This window comes from Streptomyces sp. CB02400, assembly GCF_001905725.1.
Classification (GTDB): Bacteria; Actinomycetota; Actinomycetes; order Streptomycetales; family Streptomycetaceae; genus Streptomyces; species Streptomyces atrovirens.
In genome coordinates, this window is the sequence record NZ_LIWB01000026.1 from 1 (window position 1) to 18823 (window position 18823).

Sequence of the window (18823 nt, forward strand, 5' to 3'; positions counted from 1 at the left end):
CCACTCCAGCGGACGTGACCCCCGGCGAGTCATGCATCAATGCCGCAAGCGCTTCAAGGAAGCGTTCGAGGCTCTCACGCCACAGCCGCACCGCCTTGTTCCTGTCGGTGTGGAAGATGTCCGTCTGGTCCTCGACGACGGCCTGCGGCCCTATCGCACCGGGACGATCCCGGCGGACGCTCCGCTGCCCCATCTGACCGTCCGCCGGGTCACCGACTGGATCATGTGCCGGCCCGAACACCTCACCGAGACCGAGCGCAAGTGCCTCGACGGGCTGTGCGAGCGCAACCCCGCCCCGGTCACGACCACCCAGTACGTCCGGCGTCTGGCCGCGATGGTGCGCGAACGCCGCAGCGAGCACCTGACCCTCGATGTCCGGCTCGCCGACGTCCGACTCGACGGACAACGGGAACACCGCACCCTGACCGCCGGCGTACGGCGCGACCGCGCAGCCGTACTCGCCGCCCTGGTCACCGCTCTCACCTCGGGAGCGGTCGAGGGCAACGTCACCAGGATCACACTCTGAAGAGACAGACGTACGGCCGTGCCGACTTCGACCTTCTACGACGCCGAACCCTCCTGCCGCCTTGATCGACCGGCCACCACCCCCGAACCAGTGACAGAGCCCGGAAGATGTGCCAGAACCGCTTGGAGTGAACGAAGCCGCATGTCGGTGCGCAGGTCAGCGTGGGGCTGCTGAGGGCGAGTCCTGGGAATCGTGCCGTCTGAAAGCCCGTGCCGCACGGGTCAGGGGACCTAGCCCTGTGGACAGTGGCCTGGCGGATTCTCGCATGAGTGCGCTGGTGTAGGCTGGGTGGGACAGGTGGTACAGGGTTCCGCTGCGGCGCACCAGGCCGCGGTGGCACGCGTCGTCCAGTACGCGCGCGGGGGTCAGGCCGGGAATGTTCATCAAGGGTCTCGGGCCCTCCGTCCGACTTCGCCGGAGTCCAGGTAGAGGTCGGCGCGACGACCGCGCCCCGGCGGTTCACCTGTTACGTGTCGCTGGGGCGGGGGCAGTTGGTGTGAGCTGGGGTGTCGGTGGTGGGTCGATCGGTCGAGGGACTCCAGGCAGTGGCCGACGAGTACCGGCAGGACATGCCCGACACCGACGAACGGCGCGGCCGTGCGGCCCGGACACTCGGTCTCGACCCGGCCGGGCTGCCCTCCGAGGCGACCGTTCTGGCCCGGCTCGCGGACTTCTCCCAGGAACCGGTGGCCGAGGCCCGCCTCGTCGTCGGCTACGAGGGCGATCCGCTCGCCCCCTCTTCGACGCTACCTCCGCCCGCCCTTGACCGAACGGCCACCGGTGCCCGGCCTGGGCACCAGATCGCCTGGGCCGTTCCCCGCCTGCCTGGACCACCTGGTCGCCAGGTACGTCCGGGAACAACCTAGGGCCGCGCGCTACGGGCCAGCCAGGGCGTGAAGTTGGAGTCCAGGACCAGCTCCTTGTACGTCTCGTCCCCGGGCAGCGGCACGATGAGCCACTGGCCGGGCGGGAACAGTCGTCCCTTGGTGGTGGCGAGCCCGCCGTAGACGGACCTGAGGAACCCGGGGACGGAATCCCGTGGCACGTCGTGGAACTCCACCCCCTCGACGGTGATCCTGGCATCGCCCTCGGGGAACAGCCGGACGCTCACGGCGGGCGACCCCGCCAGCTCCACAAACGCCTCGTGCGGCAGCGAACCGTCGGGATCGAACACGGTGAACAGCTCGGCCGACGTGCGCCGCGAGGTCCGGTCCGCGCCGATGTCGTCCGTGACGGACATGCTCACCCCGAACCGCACCGCGATCTCACGAATCGCCTGGACAGCGGCCTCAGTGGTCGGCAGACGCGCTTTCTCCATGCTCCGATCATGCCGGAGAACCCGGAAGAGGTCTAGACCGGTGCCATTCGCCTGCCCGGACCCCGCCCGCTCAGACCCCGGGTCCCTCCGGTGCCGCGGGAGGCTCCGTCGGTGTCGGCGCCGGCCGAGCGAAGAGGACGGAGCGGGCCACCGGCGGAGCGAACAGCGCGGAGACGGGTCGGGCGAGCGTGAGTACGGCACGGAAGGCGCCGCCCACGACCGGGTCGCCGGGTGCCCTCTCCTGGACCCGGCGCAGGTACCAGTCCGCGACCCGGTCCGCGGGGCCGCCGTCGAGGGCGTTGCCAAGGGCACCCGGCATCTTGCGGTCCGCCCCGGCGGAGATGTCCCACGCCTGCCGGGACGCCGCGAGCAACGCCCGCTGCACGCGCCGGGTCGTAGGCGTACGGCGCGGATCGGCGAGCGCGTCACGCAGGGCGACCGCGCTCATCGCGGCGACGGCCATGCCCTGGCCGTAGATCGGGTTGAAGGTGCACAGCGCGTCGCCGGTGGCGAGGAATCCCGCCGACGGGCCGGGCAGGTCGTAGCGGCGGCGGACGTTGGCGGTGCGCCGGTAGCCGAATGGCGGGGAGAGCGGTTCGGCCTCGCCCATCCAGCGGTCCAGGAGCGGATGGCCCAGCCGCTTGGTGTACGTCACGAACTCGTCGTCGTCCGTGGGGGGCTCGTCGCCGCGCAGCCCGGAGACGATCACCAGGTGGGTACCGTCCTCCAGGGGCAGCGCACCGCCGCCGTGCAGCTGGGAGGGGCCGGGATAGACGTAGTACCCGACGGTCGCACCGTCGAGAACCCCCTTCGGGCCGCGGTAGACGCGGGAGGCGTAGGCGAGCCCCGTGTCGAGGGTCTCCTCGTGTGGGGCCGCGGCGCCGATCTCGGCGAGCCACTGCGGGGCCTTCGTACCGGCGCCGGAGGCATCGACGACCAGGTCGGCCTCCAACGCCCGGGGTTCTGCGCGCGTGTCCCCGGACCGCTCCCGCAGCAGCACGCCCCGCACCCGCGAGGCGTCACCGAGGAGCCCCACGACATCGGTGCCCTCCACGGTGCCGATCAGCGGATTGGCGAGAACCCGCCGCCGTACCAGCTCCTCCAGTTGCGCGCGGGACCCGGTGTAGATGTGTGTGGAGGCGGACAGCCGGCGGAACCAGCGCCCGGCCTGCCAGAGCACCAGGTCCGACGGCATGCCCACCCACGGCGCGCCCGCCTCCCGCAGCTCTGCGAGGAAGCCCGGCAGCAGCGCTTCCATAGCCACCTGCCCGCCCTGCAGCAGCACATGGGGATGGCGTCCCTGAGGCACCCCGGGCCGCGGCTCGGCACCGCCCGGGAGCCGGTCCCGCTCGACGACGGTCACCCGGTCGGCGTGCCCGGCCAGCACATGTGCCGCGAGCAGCCCCGCGAGGCTCCCACCCACGACCACCACATGCCGCCCACCCCGACGGTCCGCACCTACGGCAGAGTTCACCGGCCCACTCCCTGGTCGCCCCGACACCGAGTCGGCACAAGTATCCCACCGTCCAGGTCAGGTTGACCGAGTTTCAGCCCTTCTGCCCCCGTCGGGGGGCGCAGCACAAGCCGAGAGGTTCGGCGGGGCTATGGATCTTGAACCCGCACTGACTTGACCTTTGATGTGCGCCGTCGAACGGTACGTCGTACTTGATCAATCGGTTCGGTAACCGCCGTACACGGAAGTGGCCTTCGTCCGAACATGTGCTCCGGCCGAGGGACACACACGTCCAGCACGAAGGCCGCGAGGACGAGCCTGCTGCATCACGATGCCCGGCGAGAGCCGTTGGCGGAACTGTCACGCTTCCGGGCGCGTTCTACTCCTGTCCCACCACCCGTTCGGATGCCTTGTTCGAGCTTGCCGATGCGGTTTTGTGCGGAGGCGGGCCGGTGAGGTCACTGGCCGAGCTGTCGCTGGTGGGCGAACACCGCCGTGGTCACGGAGGGCTCTACGCCGCCCCTCGCCAAGGGCCAGGTCGACGCGGACCGGATGCGACGAGCCCTTGCCTCGGTGCCGCTGCCCCGGTCGGCGGATGGCCGGCTGGTCCTGGCCATCGACGTCACTTGCCGGCTGCGGCCGGGTGCCCACACCTCACCACAACGGATCCTGTGTCACACCTACGGTCGGGGAAAGGACCAGCACATCCCCGTTCCCGGCTGGCCTTGCTCGATCGTCTGCGTGCTGGAACCCGGCCGCAGCTCGTGGACCGCACCACTGGACGCGTTGCGACTTGCGCCCGGGGACGACACCGCCAGCGTCACCGCCCGGCAGCTGCGCGAACTGCTCCTGCGGTTGATCGCGCAGGAGCAGTGGCAGATGGACGATCCTGACGTCCTCGTCAGCGCAGATGCCGGATATGACGCATCCCGCCTCGCCTTTCTGCTGAAGGATCTGCCGGTGCAGGTGCTGGCCCGGATGCGCTCGGACCGTGTCCTGCGCAGGCCCGCACCACCGCGGCAGCCTCACGCTACGGGCCGCCCGCCCCGGCACGGCGGCGAGTTCGTCTTCGGCCGGCCCGATACCTGGGGCACCCCGGACACTGAAACCGTTACCGACACGCGCCTCTGCGGCACCGCCCTTGCACGCTCCTGGGATCGTCTCCGCCCCAAGCTCACCCACCGCTAGTCCTGGCCCGCGGCCGACGGCACTTCTCCCCGGCCACTGGCAGCAGACCGTCGCCGTTCTTGGGAGAAACGCGCACCCGCCGGACGCCTCTCACCCACCCGCGTTCGCCGTGACTTCCGGCACATCCGCCCACAAGATGCCTGCCCGGCCAGAGCACAAACCCTCTCGCCCCGGCCTGGGACGACCCCTGGGCCGAAGGAACACCCGGCCCACACCCCGCCACGACGTGCCCCCCCCCGCACGAGACGGACGACGAAGCAGCGAACGAAGAAGTCAACCACCCCACGGCCCCGCCGCACAGGCCAGAGATCAAGTCAGGTACGAGGCAGTGAGGCATGGATGCGGGCGATGGCCCTCAGCACCTCGTCATGGTTCTTGGCCTGCTGCATCCATGCGGGCAGGCGGGCCACCACGGTCATCTTTCGGCCGTGGTCGTGCCAAGGAATCCCTTCGCGCAGCGGTGCCCGCGCGAATCGTCTGATCAGGTCCAGGTGTCCCAGGCCGTAGGCCCGTACCCACCTGTGCCGGGTCTCGGTCTGCGCCAGGTACGGACATCGAAGTACGGGTCTGTGGCCGGCGCGTGCCGATCCCGGTGCAAGGCCACACCGCGACGACTCCATTCCTTCGCCATCCCGCAGCTCCGACATAAAAGACGCCTTGATGCGAAGAGGCTTTGGTCGTGCACCCCGGACGGGTCTGGTGCTGTACCGACGTAAGGAAGTCGAACTTCGTGCTGCGAGGGTCCCGGAACCGGTGGTGCGTGGAGATCGAACTCATCGAACCAGTATGCGATCCGGCGCCGAGGCCTCCTACGGGTTAAAAATCAAGCTAAAACCTGTTGCAGAACGAGATCAGCGCTGGTTTCCCGCCGTGTTCCTGCCTGCCGAGAGCTTCTCTTTGTCCGGTTTCCTGGCGACTGCCGGTGCTTGTTGATCTCGCGTGCGAGGCATTGCGCGATCTTCCGGACCGTTCTGCAACACCCTTCAGCTGCCAGGTGTCCCACTAATGGCCGAAGCCGGCAGGACGTGCCAGGTGCGTCGTGAGTTGCTGAAAAGACGACACCGGTGCTGATGCGCACCCGACAACCCGAACTTCGCCAGGTGGCCGCCCCGCGTCCTCCGAGCCAGTCGAGGAGGCACCACGTAGTGCGCTGGTGAGGAAGGAAGTCGGGGGCGGGCCCGAGCCTCAGGAGCGGTAGATGAGCGCAGACAGTCACGGAGCCGGTGTCGTAGAAGTCGTCCTCGGACCGGATCGCCAGGCGGGAGATGGGACGGAGGAACTGCGGGCAGGTTTCGCCGAGCGGCCCCGTCGGATCCCGCACCGCTACGGATACGACGCGGCAGGATCGCAATTGTTCGAGGAGATCAGCCGCTTGCCCGCGTACTACCCTCCGCGCTCAGAACGCAAGCTGTTGCGGGCCCATGGGAGCGACGTAGCGCGTCTGTCGAACGCCACCGAACTCGTCGACCTCGGAGCCGGCAGCGCGGAGAAGTCGGAGATCCTGCTGGCGGCCATGGACGCGAACAGGACCCTTCACGGCTACACGGGAATCGATGTGAGTCTCCGGCCGCTGCGGGCGGCCGCCCTGCGCATCAGGGCCCGGTGGCCGACGGCCCGTGTCACGGTCGTACACGGCGACTTCGCTACCGCTCTGCCGTGGATCCAAGGCCGCGGGACGGGGCGCCTCATGGCGATGCTCGGCAGCACCTTCGGGTGCCTGACACCGCCCGAGCGGTTCGCCTTCCTGCGCACTCTGCGGGCCTGCTGCGGGCCGTGCGACCACATTCTGCTCTGCGCCGACCTCTTCCAGCCGGTGAACACCGTGCGCCGGGCGTACCAGGCCGGATACAAGGGGGAACGGCCGGTGCGCCGACTGTTCGCCCTCAATACCCTGGCTCACCTCAACAGAGCATATGGGGCCGATTTCGACCTCGGTTGCTTCGAACCGGAAGTGGTCTACGACGTCCCCCTCCGGCAGATACGGGGCGAGATCCGTAGTACCAGGCGGCAGCAGGTGGCTCTCCCAGGCCTCGGCCTGACTCTCGACTTCGCCAAGGACGAGACGCTCGTTCACGATGTTCTGCACAAATTCGAGCTGAGCGAACTGGTGCGCGAGCTGGAATCTTTCGGGTTCCGATACCGTCGGCACTGGGTGGAGCGGGAATGTCAGTACGCGGCCGTGCTGCTGACCTGAGGAGCTCTCGAAGAGCCGTTGTGTGGCCCACGCGCTCTGAAGCGTCTGACGGCAAGCACTCAGAGGGCATTTGAAGTAGGCAGATTATCCTTGATGCCCTAGTTATTTCCTCTTCGGGTGGGAGTGGGCTACTTTCAACCTCATGCTGAAGCGCGGTGAAGGGCGAGGAATGCCTTCACGACATCGGTGATGCGGTTGGTGCTGCAGCGGAGTTTCCCAGCAGGCGCCGGCCTTTCAAAGCGGCCATGGCCTGCTCGCCGACACAGCGGGTCTTGGCGTGGGTGGTGTTGTGCCGTCGCTTCCACCGCTTGAGCCGACGGCCCCGGAACGGGGCACGAACGGAGCGGCCGGTGCCCTGATGCGCCTTGTCCGCCTTGTCCGCTCGGCACTTGAGTCCCGCCTCCGTGAGGACCTGGACATTCATCCCGTGCCGCTTGTGCTTTCCGGAGCAGTACGGGGGGCGTCCGCGGCGATCCGGTCGATCGACAGCACAGTGCCGTCCAGGATCACGAAGGCCTTCGTCCGTGCCGTCTCCATAGCCTCGGCCGGACTCGGCACGAGGGGGCGAGCACTTCAACGGCCTCGTGCACGGAGTGATAGACGGTCGCGACGCCGACGCCGAACCCGGCGGCAAGCTGTACGTAGGTGTCGCCGTACCGCAGATGGGTCAGGGCCGGCAGGGCCCGTCGTCCGGTAGCCGGGCGCCGCCACCGAGTGCCGACCTCCCGTCGACGGACGACGAGTTGCCCGGTCAGGTACCGCAGGGCGCGGCTGGACAGATCCATGGACGACGGGCAGACAAGCACGGAAGCTCCCGGCGGCAAGGATGATCTTGGTCGAGACCCCGTCTGCCAGGAGCTTCGTCGTTCCGTGCAGCCTCCGCCGCCCACACCCGGGCGCCACCGTCAGGTTGGAAATGGCTCAGTGATTGGCCGCCCGGTGCCCCACGACGACTCGGCTGCCAATAAGGAATTTCGAATGATCGCTTTATAGGGAATCGATAGCGAGGTCGTCCGTGGGAAGCACCGGCAACACCACCGCACGAAGGCATCGCATGACTGCGATCCGGGCCGGAATCGACGCAGGCGGAACCGGCTCTTCGCAGTTGAGGGCGTAGCGCCGAGAACGCAGAGCTGTTGGACGGTTGGATGTGAGTCGTCAGGAGGTACGAGATTCGTAGTTCTCGCGGTTTGCGAGGACCTCGGCCATGTGGGTCTGTGCCCAGTTCCTGAGTCCGCGCGTCATGTGGTGGAGCGAGAGGCCGAGGTCGGTCAGCTCGTAGGAGACGGTCACGGGGACGGTCGGCGTCACGGTGCGGGTGAGCAGACCATCGTGCTCCAGCGACCGTAGCGTCTGGGTCAGCATCTTCTGGCTGACCCCGGCCAGAAGACGAGAGATCTCGGAGTAACGCATCGCCTTCGGGGCGTCTGCGTGTGCTGCACCGGGAGGTCCAGGATTGTTGTCGCCGCCCAGCGCGCACAGGATCAGGACGACCCACTTGTCCGAGATTCGGTCGAGCAGTTGCCGGCTGGGGCAGCCTGCCAGGAACGCGTTGTACTCCACCTTGGCCTGAGCCCTCTTCTGGGCCGCCTTCATCGTCGTCACTGATCGCACCTCTCACCAATGGGTGGGTTACGCACTCCAAAGTGCCTACTTCCCGACGGGAAGTTTCTCTCCAATGCTGATGCAGGGAGGCGGCAGGCGCCACTCCCCGAGTGCACGACGAAAGGCAACACGATGAGCACACCCTCCCTCTCTCTTCCCGGCGGCACCTGGACTCTGGGTGACCTGACCGTCACCCGGTTCGGCTACGGTGCCATGCAACTGGCCGGCCCGTGGGTGATGGGGCCGCCCGCCGATCACGAGGGCGCCCTGGCCGTTCTGCGTGAAGCGGTCGACCTCGGTGTCACCCACATCGACACCAGCGATGCCTACGGGCCGCGGGTCACCAACGAATTGATCCGTGAGGCACTGCACCCCTATCCCGAGTCGCTGCACATCGTGACCAAGGTGGGCGCGACCCGCGACGAACAGGGTGGCTGGCCTCCGGCCCGGCGACCCGAAGATCTGCGCCGTCAGGTCCACGACAACCTCAGGTCCCTCCGGCTCGACGTACTCGACCTGGTCAACCTCCGACTCGGCAACGCCGAAGGTCCCCAGCCCGGCTCGCTCGCCGAGGCGTTCGAGACGCTCGTCGAACTCCAGCAGCAGGGCCTGATCCGCCACCTCGGAGTCAGCAACGCCACAGAGGAGCAGGTCACCGAGGCGCAGAGCATCGTGCCGATCGTGTGCGTGCAGAACATGTACAACCTCGTCCACCGCCACGACGACAAGCTCATCGACCGGCTCGCCACCGACGGCGTCGCGTACGTGCCCTTCTTCCCCCTCGGGGGTTTCACCCCGCTCCAGTCCTCGGCGCTCTCGGCGGTCGCCGCCCGACTGGAGGCGACACCGATGTCCGTCGCACTGGCCTGGCTGCTGCAGCGATCACCGAACGTCCTGCTCATCCCCGGCACGTCATCGACGGCACACCTGCGCGAGAACATCGCCGGCGCGGGACTCGCCCTCTCTCATGAGGACTTGACCGAGCTGGAGGACATCGGCCGCTGAACGCCCCAGAGCTGAACGGCCCACGAGCCACGACCGGCGCCACCGTTCAAGCCTCGGCCCCGGTCGCCTTCGTGCGACCGGGCCGAAGCGGGACGATTCGCCACTGGGGGTGCCCGTCCCCGGTGCGGCCCGGAGCAGGCGGGGTGACGTTCACATGACCGAGACCAGTGAGACCGGCGGGACGCCAAGCGAGAGCAGGACGAACGATGAGGTCTGGACAGTCGGGGCTACCGGCCGTGTGGGCCGGGGCGTGACCGCGCGGCTGGCTGCGCGAGGGCTGACGGTCGTGCCGGTCGGGCGCAGCCGGGAGCGGATGGTCGCCGCCGGGGCCGAAGCCGGTCTGCCCGAGGACGCGAAGGTGGTCGTCGCCGACTCGGCTGAGCGGATCGCGGACGAGATCGCCCGGGAGCGCCCGAGGGTGGTGGTGAACACGATGGGCGCCTTCGCCGCCACGGCGCCGGTGATCGCCCGTGCCTGCATGCCCGGCGGCCACTACGTCGACGGGGCCAGCGACGTGGTCGTCGTGGAGAGGCTGCTCGCTCTGCACGACGAAGCGGTGCGGGCCCGGGCGGCCGGGAGCCAGGCCCACCCGCCCCAGCCAAGCCGGCGTCCGGCGATGGCGGACCCGGCGGTTTGACAGGTTCCGCTGATCACCGCTCGGTTGACGTCGGGCGCGATCCGCATCGAGGCGAGCTGCTGCCGCTGACCGGTGTCGCTGCGGCCCACGGTGATGCTCTGCGTGGTCGACCAGCGTGCTCGGTCACAGCGGTGACGACAAGCCTGCCTATGTGACAACTACTGTGCCTCGGCTCACCAGTGAGCCGTCGATGCGACGAGGCGCCGCCCCGGCTGCAGCTCGAACTCCAGATGCTCGAGGTCGGTGAGTTCCACTTCGAGGCCGTGGGCTCGGCGGCCGTTGTCGCGGAAGTACACCTCGCCCAGGGTCTCGGCCGCGATCTGGCGGAGCTGGTCGTCGGTGGCGCCGGCCTCCTGGACCTGGAAGAGGCGGGCGGCGTGCTGCGGGGGCAGGACGAGGGTGAGGTGGCGGACGCGGGCGTCGTCGGTGCTGCCCGGGGCGACGATGTGGCCGAACCGGGCACGGGTGTCGATCATGATGCCGCCGCTGGTGGCCGCGGCCCGCTTCGCCCTGGCCCTGACCTGCGGCTGCCGGCGCACCCGGACCTCACGCTCCAGCCGGTCGGCAAGCTGCGGCCGGGGATTTTTGATCTGGTCCTTCACGTACCGCTCGACGGTGCGCTGACTGATGCCGAGCAGCTCGGCCACGCGCCGGGTGCCGCGCTGGTGCTGGCGGACCAGGTAACGCATCTGCGCCCCGGTGGACTTGGGGATGGGACGGGTGAACGCGCCCTGCACCGCCTTGTCGAGTTCTTCTGCGACCGTGACCATCGCCGCGACGCTCCTGTTCTCCGACGTCCTTGGCGGTGACCTCGCCGGTCTTGACGGAGCGGGCGAGGTTGACGACCTTGCCGTCGGTGCCGAGCTGCTCGAGCACGTCCGCACCCCGCAGCACGCTCTGGGTGCCCTCTTGCTTGACCGTCCCGGGCGACACCTCCAGCCGGAAGCCGTCCGGCATCGTCTTGCCGTCGGGGCCGTGGGGCAGGACGTCCAGAGGGCTGGGGCCGTCGGCGGCGTACACGGCGCAGTCCGACAGGACCGCGACCGGATATCGTCCGTGGCAGCCGCCAGGCGGAGCATTTTGGTACGGGCCAGGGAGATCACGGTCGCGCGGATGTCTGGGCGCCAGGTCGGGCGGGCGAGCGCGGGCCAGGCCCGCCCCGGCTTCCAGCCGCCGCCGCGCGCCTTCTCCTGCAGCTTGCCGATACCGCCCTTGACGGTCATCTTGACCGCGGCCACGACGATTCCCAGCTCCGCATCGCGCTGCTTGTAGCCGTCCATCGCCTCCAGGAACTCGGCCGGACCGAGCTTCTCCACGACACCGAGATCCGCCATGGTGGCGACGTACGCATTGCGCAGCCGCTTGTACCAGCCGTCCAGGAACCGGCCGCTCTCGGGACGCACCCACGCCTCGACGGGGGCGACGTCGTAGCCGACCTCGACGGCGTAGGCGGCGGTCGCGGTGGCGTACCAGGCCGGCCCGGTCGGGCGTTCGCCGGTCGGTGTGAACGGACTGGGCAGCAGGTCGCCTTCCAGCTCGCGCCGCTGCTTGCCGACCTTCACCCTGGAAAGGTCGACGTGGGAGAGGTCGACCAGCCAGGATCCGGGCACCGCCGCATCGAAGACCGGGCTGGTGACATGCACGGGCGGCGACGCCAGACCGACGACCGCGCCGTTGGCGGCCGCGCCGAACGCCAGGTTGACGTCGATGCCGACCAGGTAACGCTGCACGCACTCGGTATCGGTCAGGTCCCGCGCCCGCTCGTAGGCCTCCTCGGACAGCTTCTTCTCGGGGCCGCGCATGTGGAAGCGGGGCAGGTGGGCCAGGACGGGGTGTCCGTCGGTCGCCTCGCGCGGTGCCGGGTCCATCGGCTCGGTTCCCAGCGAGCCGGGTCGGTGCTCGCGGTGCCGCCTGCCGTCCCGGTCCGGCTCGCTCACGCGGACCGGTGGGTTGAGAGGGTACTGCTCGGAGTCGGTGACGGAGAGCGGGACTGGAGGGCGTGGTGGGGACGATCCTCAAAGGCATGAGCCGCGTTCCGTGGCATGAGTTGACGCACGCGTATGGATCTGCGGAAGGTGTTCCGGGCCGACTGTCCCGGGTGGCGTGGGGGGATGCCCGGACAAGCACCGAGGCGTTGAGTGATCTCGGTCTGTGGCTCGGTGAGCTGGCTGTCTTCGACGCGACCGTCGCGGCGGTTCCGTTTCTGTGGGATCTTGCCGTGACCGAGTCCGTCACCTGCCGGCCCGAAGTGATCGAACTGCTCCAGACGATCCTCGAACACAACGCCGCGCAGATCGACGTGCAGCGCGAGGCCCACCGCGCCGTGCTGAACGGCGCGAGCACAGCGAACCTGCTGACCTGTGACGGAGATCCCGCGGTGCGGACAGCGGCAAGCAAACTGACAACGGCGATCGACAACCATCTCTGCGACTCCTGCCGCCCGGCCTGACGGCAGGTTCCTCAACCCCAGACTTCAGCAGCGTCCCGGTCTTTGTCGCGCGGACCCCAGCGATGACCCCGAAGCCAAGCACTCCCACGTTCTCGGAACTCATCGATAACGCCAGGCGGAGGACAGCGCAGCGGGGCAGGGACGGAAGCCCGCCCGGAGGCAGTCCCTGGCGATGGCGGCGCCCCATGCCTCCCTCTCCTGCGCTTCTGCCGGCGCAGCCCGAACACAGCGCATAGCGAGCAGGGGGGACTGGGTGGATGCGGCCCTGGGCACCCTGGCGCCGTCGGCGACGGCCCGTCCCCGGGCGTCATCGGCCCTGCCGCAGTCTTCCACCGCACTTCCTGAACAGTGCGGCCTGCTCCCGCGGACATGCTCACTCACAGACCGCCGGTAGGCTACGGCGGTGCGCACGGTCGAGCTTCTGTTGGACGAGGCGGCAGAACTAGCGGTTCGCGAGGCCTGGCGGCGGCTCGCGGACGCGGGGCTGCCCAGTCAGGCGCGCCACCGCTCACCGACCAACAGCCCGCACCTGACCCTGGCCGCCTGCCCGGAGCTGACTGCCCCGATCCGCTGGGAGCTCGCCGAGGTGGCCGCCGCCCTGCCGCTGCCAGTGCGATTCACCGGCGTGGTCCGCTTCGAGCGGCCCACCTCGGTGCTGGCCTGGTCGCTGGATCTCGACTCCGCGCTGGCCGGCCTGCACCGTCGGGTGTGGGAGGCGGTGGCCTCGGACAGCCCGCCCGGGAGCCTCAGCCCATTCCACGAACCCGGGCGCTGGGTCCCGCACATCACCCTCGGCCGTACCCGGCGGACAGGTGCCTTCACCGGTCGTCGCGTCCCCGAACTGCTGCCGGCACCGCCGCTGTCGGCCCGGCTTGTCACCCTGCGCAGCTACGACACCGGGACCGGTGCCCTGGAGGTGGTGGAGCCCTGCCCCTGAAAGGTCCCGGACATCGACCGGTCAGCGCTCCCGCCGAAGTGGTAGCCCAGCGGCCGGCGGCACCGTCCGCAATGCCTGCCGCCGCCCACCTGGTCGACCAGGACATCGAGCCCCTGGTCCCGGAGGCCGCCGGGCCCAACGCTGTCGCAGCGGTACGCGAGTGGTCGCACGTGCGCCTGTCCTCCCCCCTGGGACGAGGCCGTCGCCCCAGCCGCCGACAAGCCCCGCCACGACCAGCACCATTCCGACGCCTTCCGGCGCGCCGCCGTGTTCCTCGAAGAGTGTGTCCTGCTGCGCCCGCTTCCGACCCGCGACGAACTGTTCGGCTACGGCCTGGCCGTTGCCTACTTGGAAATATCCGGGCAGCGCGTGGACATCAAGTTCGAGCTGTGGCGCGAGCTGATCAACGACATCCGCGCCCTGCGTTTGGACTCGTACGAGATCGCCGCATGTCTGCGCTCCTGGCAGTTCCCCTGAACATGCTCAGGCCGTGACAGGGTGAGTGAGCCTTTTCCGGCCTGACGGCGTTGGCCGCGTGTCGGTCGGATCTGCGGAACGACGAAGCTCCTGGCAGACGGGTTCTCGACCGAGATCGCCCGCAGCCACCAGGAGCTTCGCGTGCTTGTCCACCCGTCGTCGACCGGCCTGTCCAGTCGCACCCTGCGGTGCCTGACCGGACGGCTCGCTGCCCGGCGAGGGGAGACCGGGACCCGATGGCGGCGTCCGACCGCCGGTCGTCAGGCTCTTCTCGCCCCGGCCCGTCTGCGATGCGGTGACACGTACGTCCGCCTCGCCGCCGGGTCCGGCATCGGCATCGCGACCGTGTACCGCTGCATACGCGAGGCCGTCGAGGTGCCGGCCGGCCTCGCGCCCGGTCCGGCCGAGGCGGTACACATCGCACGGACCGAGGCGTCCGTGATCCTGGACGGCACCCTGCTGCCGACCGGCCGGATCGCCGCCGACACCCCGTACTGCTCGGGCAAACACGAACGTCACGGCATGAACGTCCAAGTCCTCACCGATCCCTTCGGCCGACTGTTGCGGGCCTCGCCCGCGCTGCCCGGCTCCCCCCACGACCTGACCGCCGGGACTCACTGTCGGGCGCTTCGCCGGCACCGCGGTCTTTGCCGCTTGTCCGCCGCTCGTCGGGCGGATGATGAAGGCATCCGCCGTGGTCTGGTGGGTGACGGCCCGGCCCGCCGCCGGAACGGGTCGTCAAGGCCCTCCACGAGGCGATCCGGCAAGGGGAGCCGCTGAGCGTCTCGGCCGTCGCACGGCGGGCCGGCGTCGACCGCACGTTCTTCTACCGGCATCGCGACCTGTCGGCCCAAGTTTACGCCGTCGAAGCCGCACCGGCCGTCGGGCTGGAGAGCGGTGCCCAGGTGACACGGGCCTCCCCGCAGGCCGGCCTTGCCGACGCCCAGGACCGCGACGTCCGGCTCACCGCTCGGATCCGACAGCTCGAAGACCGCCAGGCCGAACTCGAAGCAGCTTGGGCCGCGAACCGCGAACTGATCAGGGCACTGAACCAAGCACGCCGCTGAGAACGGCCAGCCTGGAGCCCGGCTTTCGTTGTCTACGTCCATGACGATGAGCGGACGTTCGGCCCAGCACCACGACTTCGGACCGCTTTCGATCCGTTGAACGAGGCCGGATCGGTCGCCCTGCACGAAACGGATGCCCGTGGCCACCTCCTGGCCGGGGACGAGCGGCAGCAGTCCACTGGTCAAGTCGGAGCTTGGGCTCCCCGGACCTCGTCCCTCCAGGGGAGGGGGCTTGTGCGTAAGGGTGTTTCTGCAGATCAGGGCAGCGCCAATAGCGCCCTCCAGAACGCCGCGTCCTCATTTCGGAACCACGGGGTCCGGTGGGCGCGGGCCCCAAGCCGCGTCGCTGATTGTGCCCCCGTGACGGTCAGCCGTGCACGGCGAACCCTGGCGCGAGACGAACCCGCCAGGGTTCGACGGCAGGGACTGCGGACCGGCAATTACGGAGGGGCGGCCGGCCTCACTGACCGAACTGGCACCAAGTCGGCCGCTCGTGGGCAGGGCCCTGCGGGACATCGTCCGGCACTGCAACGCGACGCTCTCGGTCCTGTCGGCCTGCCTGGTCGACCCCTGGACCCGCCTGCTGGCCGCTCGCCATCCCGCCCTGTCCGCGTCGGCGCTCCCGGAGCTGCTGGCCGCCGACGACCGGGGGGTCGTAGGAGCTGCTGTCGCGAACCCGTCCTTGCCCACAGCGCGGATGGTCTCGAGCGCGGGCGGTCAGTAGTTCTCCCACTCGTCCAGCACGTACTCCAGCACGGTCGGGTCCATCAGCGTGCTCGGCCGTACGTCCTGGCGGCGGCGGTCCACGGGGAACACCGAGGCGGCTTTCAGGACCGCCTCGTCCAGGTAGCGCAGTTGCGGGGCGTCCGATGCCAGCCGCAGCGGTGGGGACGTACCGTCGCCCGGGGTGGCCAGGACGAAGCCCCAGTTGCCGAAGCTCGGTACGTCGATCTGGAACTGGGTGGTCGAGTAGCCCGCCGTCTCGATCGTCTTCGCGATCGACCAGTACGTCTTCGGTGCGAAGAACGGCGATCCGCTCTGCACCATCACTCTGCTCTGCGGCGTCAGGACCTGCCCGAGCAGGTGGTAGAACTCCACCGAGTACAGCTTGGCCAGCGCCGCTGTGTCCGGGTCGGGGAAGTCGATCACGACCGCGTCGTACGACTGGCGGGCGCCGCGCAGCCAGTTGAAGGCGTCGGCGTTGACGACCTTGACCCTCGGGTCGTCGAGCGCCTTGTCGTTGAGGTTGCGCAGGGGCTCGTAGTCGCGCGCGAGCCGGGTCATCGCCGGGTCCAGTTCCACGAGAGTGACGTGCTGTACGTCGTCGTAGCGCAGTACCTCGCGCAGGGCGAGCCCGTCGCCGCCGCCCATGATCAGCACGTTGGCGCGGGAGCCCGCGAGCGCGGGGTGGACGAGGGACTCGTGGTAGCGGTACTCGTCGACGGAGCTGAACTGGAGATCGCCGTTGAGGAAGAGCCTGATGTCCGGTTCGCCGGTGAAGGCCGTGGAGCGGGTGACGACGATCTCCTGGTACGACGTCGTCTCCGAGTGGACGATCGGGTCCCGGTACATCTGCTGGCGCGCGGTCACCTCCAGGTCGTCCGCGAGCGCGTACGCCGTACCGAGCACGGCCAGTACCGCCGTGACCCCGGCCAGCAGGGCGTTGCGCACCCAGCGCCGGATCTGCCGGCGGAAGATGAACACCACCACGATGACACCGGCCACCGCGTTGACCGCGCCGACGACCAGCGCGCCCTTGAGCTGGCCGAACGTCGGCAGGAGCCACAGCGGGAAGCACAGGCCGCCGACCAGCGCTCCGATGTAGTCGACGGCGAACATGTCGGCGACCGCGCTGCCCGCCTCCTGCCGCCGGATCCGCTGGAGCATGGTCATGAGCAGCGGGATCTCGGCGCCGATCAGCAGGCCGACGGCCACCGCGACCACGATCATCGCCGGGGTGTACAGCTGGAGCCAGGCGAACGCCGAGTACAGCACCAGCACCGACAGCCCGCCGACCAGCGCCAGCACGCCCTCCACGAGCGCGAACGCGCCCACCGCGCGGCGGCGCAGGGGTTTGGCGGCGAGCGAGCCGAGCCCCATGGCGAACACCATCACGGAGATCACCACGGAGGTCTGGAGCACCGAGTTGCCGATGAGGTAGCTGCCCAGCGCGGTCAGGGCCAGTTCGTACACGAGGCCGCAGGCCGCGCAGAGGAAGACGGCGAACAGCAGCAGGAAACGAGCCCCCCGGGTGGGCCGGACGGCCGGGGGGCGGGAGGGTGCCGCGGTGGTGTCGCGGCCTTGCACGGTGGTGGCGCTCATCGGGGGCGCCGTTACGAGATCGCCGCGCCGACCATGAACCCGGTGCCCAGGTACATGCCGGCCTGGACCCAGGCGGCGGGGTGCGGACGGCTGTCCTGGTCGTCGAGGACGACCGCGCCCATCTGGCCCGGCGTGAACACGCCGATCACGATGCCGACGACGGTCATCACCAGCACCCCGGCCAGGCCGTACAACAGCGTGCTGATCAGGCCGTAGCCGAGGCCCTGCTCGGACTCGCTCGCCTCGATGGCCTTCATGATGACCAGGCCCACGGCGACGGACTGGCTGCCCAGCAGGACGGCCGCGCCGCGGTTCCGGTCGGTCCATACCACGTGGTACAGCTTGCCCGGCGTGACGAGGTCGAGCGCGATGAAGCCGACGGCCATCACGACGAGGCCCACGACTCCGTAGAGCAGGGCCTGGCCGGTCGACTCGAAGATCTCGGTCACTGCGTGCCTTTCTTGGGGACGGGGTCGGGGCGTGATCAGGTGGTGTGCGGGAGGAACGTGGGGTGCGTCGGCTGGTGGGCCGGCCGGTCACCGGGCGTTACTTGCCCTCACCGGGGCCGCCGCCGCGGAAGCTCGCGCTGTCCGGGTCCGGCCAGTAGGTGAGGTGCCGCTGGTGGCGGTGGTAGCCGTTGCGGTAGTCCTCGATCTCGATCAGGCTGCCGCTTCGGTACGGCGAGACGGTGACCATGTCGTCGCCGTAGCGCAGGAACTCCATGCTGTCGCCGGAGGCACGGTCCAGTTCCGCCCGCTCGGTGTGGATCGCCTGGGCGACCTCGCTCGGGGTGCTGTCCGGGTCGAGCCAGTCCGCCCCGGTCGCGGTGTACGTCTTCCTGATCCACTCGCGCGGGACCGCGTTGTTGTCCCCGTCGCTGGAGCAGGCGGTGAGCAGGGTCGCGGCCAGCACGGCCGCCACCGCTGCGCGGACGAGTCGGGTGCTGTTCATCGGGCCTCCAGCCGGCTGTGCGTCGATACGATCTGGCCGTTCTGCGGATACGTGTGCCAGGTGCGCCAGACGAGTTTGGCGCCGTACGGCCCCCCGACCGACTCGACGACCACGGCCGTGACCGCCTCCGGCGAGCCGGGGAAGACCCCGCACAGGCTGTGCTCGGCGGCGGTGGCCCGGCCGAGGACCTGTGTCACCTCGGCGCTGAATTCTTCGGGGGCCAGTCGGCGGGTGGTGGCGCCGAAGTCGTAGACCCAGCCCGGTAGGTGATGGGTGCAGGTCTCGGGCAGCCCCCTCACCGCGCCCCGCAGACAGGCCACCGTCTCCCGCACGGGACCGGCGAACACCTGGTGCGAGGCCCCGAGCAGCCGCAACCGCACATCCAGCCCGCCGAGCGACACCACTCGTTCTGCCAGCGCCGGACGCTCCGTCAGGTCCAGCGAGAAGCAGAGTTGATCCGCGTCCGTGTCCAGATAGGGGGCGTCCAGAGAGACGGCGTACACACGGCCCCCCGGTCGTTTCTTGCCATGATCGGCGCTCGAGTATGACACAGGTGTTCGCGGGACTTGAGGGGTGGGGGAGGGACGCGGCTGTAGGGCAGGGTGGATGCAGGGGATGAAGCGGGGCTGGCGACCGATCCCACTCCGTGAAGCGCGAGGAGTTCCGTACACAGTTTCGCGCGAGCCCCGTCCTT

The 18823-nt window shown here is 69.5% G+C and carries 17 protein-coding genes and 5 pseudogenes; 12 read left to right on the forward strand and 10 right to left on the reverse strand.

Annotation, left to right across the window (positions count from 1 at the left end):
- The first annotated feature begins 109 nt into the window (after nucleotides 1–109).
- The gene (locus AMK33_RS37220; protein WP_073937576.1) at nucleotides 110–526 is read left to right on the forward strand and encodes a hypothetical protein; all 417 of its coding nucleotides are present in this window, start codon (nucleotides 110–112) and stop codon (nucleotides 524–526) included.
- Between the two features lie 545 nt (nucleotides 527–1071).
- A complete protein-coding gene (locus tag AMK33_RS45010; RefSeq protein WP_327380480.1) occupies nucleotides 1072–1392 on the forward strand; it encodes a hypothetical protein in 321 nt (106 codons plus the stop codon).
- Here AMK33_RS45010 and AMK33_RS37230 read toward each other — a convergent pair.
- Together AMK33_RS37230 and AMK33_RS37235 are read right to left on the reverse strand one after the other, a co-directional pair.
- Nucleotides 1389–1844, reverse strand: coding sequence for a hypothetical protein (locus AMK33_RS37230; protein ID WP_073937578.1), 456 nt, complete (start codon nucleotides 1842–1844; stop codon nucleotides 1389–1391). The genes AMK33_RS45010 and AMK33_RS37230 overlap by 4 nt on opposite strands.
- A gap of 70 nt (nucleotides 1845–1914) precedes the next feature.
- Nucleotides 1915–3267 carry an FAD-dependent oxidoreductase gene (locus AMK33_RS37235; protein WP_073937707.1) on the reverse strand — a complete coding sequence of 451 codons (1353 nt, stop codon included), beginning with the start codon at nucleotides 3265–3267 and terminating at the stop codon, nucleotides 1915–1917.
- Nucleotides 3268–3618: 351 nt separating this feature from the next.
- On the opposite strand from AMK33_RS37235, the pseudogene AMK33_RS45015 reads away from it, so the two are divergent.
- Nucleotides 3619–4759: pseudogene (locus tag AMK33_RS45015) on the forward strand (transposase); the annotation flags it as partial.
- 924 nt (nucleotides 4760–5683) lie between these two features.
- The gene (locus tag AMK33_RS37250) at nucleotides 5684–6679 is read left to right on the forward strand and encodes an L-histidine N(alpha)-methyltransferase (RefSeq protein ID WP_079195117.1); all 996 of its coding nucleotides are present in this window, start codon (nucleotides 5684–5686) and stop codon (nucleotides 6677–6679) included.
- Between the two features lie 140 nt (nucleotides 6680–6819).
- On the opposite strand, the pseudogene AMK33_RS37255 reads toward AMK33_RS37250, so the two are convergent.
- Nucleotides 6820–7485 (reverse strand): annotated as a pseudogene (locus AMK33_RS37255) (transposase family protein).
- Nucleotides 7486–7837: 352 nt separating this feature from the next.
- Nucleotides 7838–8275: a winged helix-turn-helix transcriptional regulator gene (locus AMK33_RS37260; protein WP_383462909.1), complete on the reverse strand. Its 438-nt coding sequence runs from the start codon at nucleotides 8273–8275 to the stop codon at nucleotides 7838–7840.
- 141 nt (nucleotides 8276–8416) lie between these two features.
- Between AMK33_RS37260 and AMK33_RS37265 the strand changes: the two genes are divergently transcribed.
- Together AMK33_RS37265 and AMK33_RS37270 are read left to right on the forward strand one after the other, a co-directional pair.
- Nucleotides 8417–9289 carry an aldo/keto reductase family oxidoreductase gene (locus tag AMK33_RS37265; protein WP_073937586.1) on the forward strand — a complete coding sequence of 291 codons (873 nt, stop codon included), beginning with the start codon at nucleotides 8417–8419 and terminating at the stop codon, nucleotides 9287–9289.
- 154 nt (nucleotides 9290–9443) lie between these two features.
- Nucleotides 9444–9926 carry a saccharopine dehydrogenase NADP-binding domain-containing protein gene (locus AMK33_RS37270; protein WP_235618303.1) on the forward strand — a complete coding sequence of 161 codons (483 nt, stop codon included), beginning with the start codon at nucleotides 9444–9446 and terminating at the stop codon, nucleotides 9924–9926.
- A gap of 173 nt (nucleotides 9927–10099) precedes the next feature.
- Here AMK33_RS37270 and tpg read toward each other — a convergent pair whose 3' ends face one another.
- Together tpg and AMK33_RS37280 are read right to left on the reverse strand one after the other, a co-directional pair.
- A complete protein-coding gene (gene tpg / locus AMK33_RS40910) occupies nucleotides 10100–10696 on the reverse strand; it encodes a telomere-protecting terminal protein Tpg (protein WP_079195118.1) in 597 nt (198 codons plus the stop codon).
- 16 nt (nucleotides 10697–10712) lie between these two features.
- Nucleotides 10713–11881: pseudogene (locus AMK33_RS37280) on the reverse strand (telomere-associated protein Tap); the annotation flags it as partial.
- 47 nt (nucleotides 11882–11928) lie between these two features.
- Here AMK33_RS37280 and AMK33_RS37285 point away from each other — a divergent pair.
- The 6 genes and pseudogenes from AMK33_RS37285 (at nucleotide 11929) to AMK33_RS37310 (ending at nucleotide 15580) form a co-directional block, all read left to right on the forward strand.
- The gene (locus AMK33_RS37285) at nucleotides 11929–12375 is read left to right on the forward strand and encodes a hypothetical protein (RefSeq protein ID WP_073937710.1); all 447 of its coding nucleotides are present in this window, start codon (nucleotides 11929–11931) and stop codon (nucleotides 12373–12375) included.
- A 403-nt stretch (nucleotides 12376–12778) separates the two neighbouring features.
- Nucleotides 12779–13312, forward strand: a complete 534-nt coding sequence (locus AMK33_RS37290; protein WP_073937590.1) for a 2'-5' RNA ligase family protein — start codon at nucleotides 12779–12781, stop codon at nucleotides 13310–13312.
- Between the two features lie 267 nt (nucleotides 13313–13579).
- Nucleotides 13580–13789, forward strand: a complete 210-nt coding sequence (locus tag AMK33_RS37295; RefSeq protein ID WP_235618317.1) for a hypothetical protein — start codon at nucleotides 13580–13582, stop codon at nucleotides 13787–13789.
- Between the two features lie 141 nt (nucleotides 13790–13930).
- Nucleotides 13931–14428: pseudogene (locus AMK33_RS44325) on the forward strand (transposase); the annotation flags it as partial.
- Nucleotides 14429–14532: 104 nt separating this feature from the next.
- Nucleotides 14533–14856, forward strand: a pseudogene (locus AMK33_RS44330) (DUF6262 family protein); the annotation flags it as partial.
- A 493-nt stretch (nucleotides 14857–15349) separates the two neighbouring features.
- The gene (locus tag AMK33_RS37310) at nucleotides 15350–15580 is read left to right on the forward strand and encodes a hypothetical protein (protein WP_073937592.1); all 231 of its coding nucleotides are present in this window, start codon (nucleotides 15350–15352) and stop codon (nucleotides 15578–15580) included.
- Here the strand turns inward: AMK33_RS37310 and AMK33_RS37315 are convergent.
- From AMK33_RS37315 to AMK33_RS37330, 4 genes are all read right to left on the reverse strand, one after another.
- Complete coding sequence (locus AMK33_RS37315; RefSeq protein WP_073937594.1) at nucleotides 15574–17178, reverse strand: polyamine aminopropyltransferase; 1605 nt, start codon at nucleotides 17176–17178, stop codon at nucleotides 15574–15576. The two genes, AMK33_RS37310 and AMK33_RS37315, sit on opposite strands and share 7 nt — an antisense overlap.
- A gap of 11 nt (nucleotides 17179–17189) precedes the next feature.
- Nucleotides 17190–17627 (reverse strand): DUF350 domain-containing protein, encoded by a 438-nt coding sequence (locus AMK33_RS37320; RefSeq protein ID WP_073937596.1) that lies wholly within the window; start codon nucleotides 17625–17627, stop codon nucleotides 17190–17192.
- A 97-nt stretch (nucleotides 17628–17724) separates the two neighbouring features.
- Entirely contained in the window at nucleotides 17725–18129 is a 405-nt protein-coding gene (locus AMK33_RS37325; RefSeq protein ID WP_073937598.1) for a DUF4247 domain-containing protein, read from the reverse strand.
- Nucleotides 18126–18632, reverse strand: coding sequence for a DUF2617 family protein (locus AMK33_RS37330; protein ID WP_073937600.1), 507 nt, complete (start codon nucleotides 18630–18632; stop codon nucleotides 18126–18128). Before AMK33_RS37330 ends, AMK33_RS37325 begins: the two co-directional genes overlap by 4 nt.
- Nucleotides 18633–18823 lie beyond the last annotated feature (191 nt).

Excerpts from the sequence above, each read along its gene's own strand:
- AMK33_RS37230 (WP_073937578.1), bottom strand. The coding sequence starts at position 1,844 with ATGGAGAAAGCGCGTCTGCCGACCACTGAGGCCGCTGTCCAGGCGATT.
- AMK33_RS37250 (WP_079195117.1), top strand. The coding sequence starts at position 5,684 with ATGAGCGCAGACAGTCACGGAGCCGGTGTCGTAGAAGTCGTCCTCGGA.
- AMK33_RS37260 (WP_383462909.1), bottom strand. The coding sequence starts at position 8,275 with ATGAAGGCGGCCCAGAAGAGGGCTCAGGCCAAGGTGGAGTACAACGCG.
- AMK33_RS37265 (WP_073937586.1), top strand. The coding sequence starts at position 8,417 with ATGAGCACACCCTCCCTCTCTCTTCCCGGCGGCACCTGGACTCTGGGT.
- AMK33_RS37270 (WP_235618303.1), top strand. The coding sequence starts at position 9,444 with ATGACCGAGACCAGTGAGACCGGCGGGACGCCAAGCGAGAGCAGGACG.
- tpg (WP_079195118.1), bottom strand. The coding sequence starts at position 10,696 with ATGGTCACGGTCGCAGAAGAACTCGACAAGGCGGTGCAGGGCGCGTTC.
- AMK33_RS37315 (WP_073937594.1), bottom strand. The coding sequence starts at position 17,178 with ATGAGCGCCACCACCGTGCAAGGCCGCGACACCACCGCGGCACCCTCC.
- AMK33_RS37325 (WP_073937598.1), bottom strand. The coding sequence starts at position 18,129 with ATGAACAGCACCCGACTCGTCCGCGCAGCGGTGGCGGCCGTGCTGGCC.